The sequence below is a fragment of the Xanthomonas sp. SHU 166 genome, from assembly GCF_000364685.1.
GTDB classification, from domain to species: Bacteria; Pseudomonadota; Gammaproteobacteria; order Xanthomonadales; family Xanthomonadaceae; genus Xanthomonas_A; species Xanthomonas_A sontii.
The window spans coordinates 1-3,667 of record NZ_AQOJ01000480.1; the positions used below are offsets into that span (position 1 = coordinate 1).

At 73.6% G+C, this 3,667-nt stretch carries 1 pseudogene; it reads left to right on the top strand.

Annotated features, from left to right (window positions below):
* Positions 1–3,667: pseudogene (locus D180_RS12515) on the top strand (filamentous hemagglutinin); the annotation flags it as partial.

Genomic DNA, 3,667 nt, shown 5'->3' on the forward strand with positions numbered 1-3,667 from the left:
GTCGATGGTGCCGTTGCCAACCAGGGCGACCTGGTCGGCGGCGGCGACGTGCAGCTCGATGTGGGCAGCCTCGCCAGCAGCGGCCAGCTCGGCAGCCAGCGCGGTCAGGTCGTGCTGAACAGCCGCGGCGACGTGCAACTCGACGGCGTGGTCGTGGCTGCCGGCGCCTTGAACGCGCAGGCGCTCGGCGATCTGCAGCAGCGCGGCAGCCTGCGTGCGGCCGGCGTGCAGCTCGCTGCCGCGGGCAGCCTGGGCGTGGCCGGCACGGTGCAGAGCACCGACACCCTGCAACTGCAGGCGCAACGTGCGCTGCGCGTGGACGGCCAGGCCAGCGCGAGCGGCGCGGTCGGCGTCAACGCCGCCAGCGTCGCACTGGGGAACGGCGCCATCCTGCAGAGCGCCACCGCCCTGCAGGTGGACACCGCCGCGCTGGACAGCCAGGGCGCGTTGGACGCGGGCACGGATCTGCGCCTGCACAGCACGGGCGATATCCACCTGGCCGGCATCGCCCAGGCCGGGCGCGACGTCGCGGTGCTGGCCGGCGGCACCCTCGACAACCAGGCCAAGGTGTTCGCCGGACGCGCGCTGCAGCTCACCGCCGCCAGCGCCCGCAACCAGGCGCAAGGCCAGTGGCTCGCGCAGGGGACGCTCGACGCCAACGTGCAGGGCAACGTCGACAACGCCGGTCTGGTACAGGCCGGCCAGGCTGCGACTTTGAACGTGGGCAGCCTGCAACAGAGCGGCCGCAGCTATGCCGGCGATACCTTGACCGTGCAGGCGGCCACCGCACTGACCAACAGCGGCGACCTGATCGGCAAGCACGATGTGGCGATCAGCGCCGGCGGCGTCGCCAGCAGCGGCCAGCTCGGCAGCCAGGACGGACAGCTCGGCGTCGTCAGCGCCGGCGATCTGCAAGTGACCGGCACCCAGATCGCCGGCACCGCGCTGCACCTGCAGGCGGCGGGCGATCTGCTGCACGCCGGCACCAGCAAGGCGCAGTCCGTGCAACTGGAGGCGGGGCGCGATCTGAGCATGGCCGGCACGGTGCAAAGTGCGTCGACCCTGCAGGCGCAGGCGCAACACGCGCTGCAACTGGACGGGCAGGCGCTGGCCGGCGGCAGCGTGCAGCTGCGCGGCGCCAGCGTCGGCACCGGCAGCGCCGCGGTGCTGCAGAGCACCGCGGCCATCGCCGTGGACGGTGGCAGCATCGACAGCCAGGGTGCGCTCGACGCCGGCACCGACCTGACCCTGCACAGCCAGGACGCGCTGCGCCTGGCTGGCATCGCCCAGGGCGGCAACGACGTGCTGCTGACTGCCGCCGGTGCGTTCGACAACAGCGCCCGCGTGGTGGCCGGGCGCGATCTGCAGGTGCAAGCGGCGAGCGCGGTCAACCGCGCTGCCGGCACGCTGGCCGCCGGCCGCGGGCTGGATCTGCACGTCGATGGATTGCTCGACAACGCCGGCTTGCTGCGCGGCGAACAATCGCTGCAACTGCAGGCGGGCAGCGTGCAGCACGGCGGCACGCTCTCCACCGGCCAGGCACTGACGCTGCGCAGCAGCGGCGCGATGGACAACCGCGGCAACGTGATCGCCGGTGGCGATCTGCTGGTGGACGTGGGCAGCCTCAGCAGCAGCGGCCAGCTCGGCAGCCAGAACGGACAGGTCACGCTCACCAGCCAGGGCGACCTGCAATTGGGCGGCAGCGTGATCGCCGCGCAGGCATTGAACGCCACCGCGCTGGGCGACCTGCGCCTGGACGGCGTGGCCAAGGCGCGCGCGATCGCCCTGAGCGGACGCGATGTCGGCGTCGCCGGTGGGTTGCAGAGCGCGACCAACGCCACGCTGCAGGCGCAACGCGCGCTGCGCATCGATGGCCAGGCCCTGACCAGCGGCGATCTGCAACTGCAAGGCGCCAGCGTCGCCACCGGCAATGCGGCGGTGCTGCAGAGCACGGCCGGCGCCATCACCCTGCAAGGCGGCAGCCTCGACAGCCGCGGCACGCTCGACGCCGCCACCGATCTGGCCTTGCGCAGCGATGGCACCCTGGCCGTGGCCGGCGTCGCCCAGGCCGGGCGCGACGTCGCGCTCGCCGCCGGCACCCAGCTGACCAATGCCGCGCAAGTGCTGGCCGGCCGCGACCTCAGCGTCGCCGCCACCGGCATCGCCAATGCCCAAGGCGGCAGCCTCGCCGCGAAGGGCGCGCTGGCCCTGACCACCGCCGGCACCCTCGCCAACGCCGGCAACCTGCAGTCCGGCCAGGCCATGACCCTGCAGGTCGGCGATCTGCAGCACAGCGGCCAGGCCTACGCTGGCGACACGCTGAGCCTGCGCGCCAGCGGCGCCATCGACAGCCAGGGCGAGCTGATCGCCAAGCGCGACCTGCAGCTCGACGCCGCGCGCATCGCCAGTACCGGCCAACTCGGCAGCCAGAGCGGCCAGGTGACGCTGACCAGCCAGAGCGACCTGACGTTGGGCGGCACCGTCGCCGCCGCCACCGGACTCAGCGCGCAGGCGCAGGGCGATCTGCTGCAGGCCGGCACGCTCAGCGCGCAGGCGCTGGACCTGCGCGCCGGGCGCGACCTGTCGCTGGGCGGGCAACTCGCCACCACACAGGAACTGCAAGCGCAGGCGCAGCGCGATCTGCAGGTGAACGGCAGCGTCAGCGCCGGCCGGGACGCCACCCTGCAGGCCGGCGGCACCCTGCGCAGCGGCAGCCAGAGCGTGCTGCACAGCGCCGGCGCGCTGCAATTGAACGGCGCGGCCATCGACAGCCAGGGCACCGTCGACGCCGGCACCACGCTGGCGATGACCAGCACCGGCGATCTCGCTCTCGGCGGCCTGGTGCAGGCCGCTTCGACGCTCGACCTGCGTGCCACCGGCGCACTCACCAACGCCGCCCAGCTGGTCGCCGGCAGCGACCTGAGCCTCACCGCCGCCAGTGCCACCAACAGCGGCAGCGGCACGCTCGCTGCCCTGGGCAACGCCACCTTCACCGTGAGCGGCCTGCTCAGCAACGCCGGCGCGCTGCGTGCGCGCCAGCGCCTGCAGCTGGACGTCGGTTCGCTGCAGCAGACCGGCCGCAGCTACGGCGTGCAGCGCCTGGCGCTGACCGCCAACGGTGCGGTCGACAACCGCGGCGACCTGATCGCCGGCAGCGCCTTGCGTGTGCAGGCAGCCAGCGTCGCCAGCAGCGGCCAGCTCGGCAGCGAAACCGGCGACGTGGCCCTGGTCAGCCAGGGCGATCTGAACCTGGGCGGCACCCTGGCCTCGGCCGGCAGGTTCAGCGCACAGGCCGGCGGCGCGCTCAACCAGAGCGGCGCCTTGAGCGCGGCGACCACGCTGCAACTGCAGGCGCACGGCGACCTGACCGTGGCCGGCACCCTCAACGCCAACCAGGTCGTGCTCGGCAGCGACGCCAGCGTGCTCCAGCACGGCACCGTCAGTGGCGCGGACATCGCGCTGCAGGGCCAGCGCATCGACAACGCCGGGCAGACCCTGTCCAGCGGCAATCTGCGCCTGAGCGGCGGCGATGTCGTCATTGGCGGCGTGGCCGCGGCCGGCGTGCGCGCCGATGGCAGCCTCGGCAACAGTGGCGCGCTGACCCTGCATGCCGACGGCACGCTCAGCGCCAGCGGCCGCCTGATCGCCGCCGGCAACCTCGCCGCCG